Raw genomic sequence first — 240 nt, 5'->3', positions numbered from 1 at the left:
GATGTCGGCGCCGGCGATGGCTTCGACCGGAATGATCAGTACCCAGAACCACCAGTACAGCCAGCCGATGGTGAACCCGGCCCACGGGCCGATGGCCTCGCTGGCATAGGTCGAGAACGAGCCGCTGTTGGGGTTGGCGATGGCCATTTCACCCAGCATGCGCCTGACCAGCAGCACCAGCAGGCCGGTCATGGCGTAGGAGAAGAGGATCGCCGGGCCGGCGGTGGCAATGGCATTGGA

1 protein-coding gene is annotated in these 240 nt (G+C 65.0%); it reads right to left on the bottom strand.

Annotated elements, in window-relative coordinates; all coding sequences use genetic code 11:
- On the bottom strand, window positions 1–240 hold a 240-nt coding region (locus GYA94_RS26715), incomplete at both ends, for an amino acid permease (RefSeq protein WP_161893459.1).

The organism is Pseudomonas juntendi (assembly GCF_009932375.1).
Taxonomy (GTDB): domain Bacteria; phylum Pseudomonadota; class Gammaproteobacteria; order Pseudomonadales; family Pseudomonadaceae; genus Aquipseudomonas; species Aquipseudomonas juntendi.
Note: the sequence above shows the minus strand (reverse complement) of the source record. Positions and strands in the feature narration are given on the sequence as shown.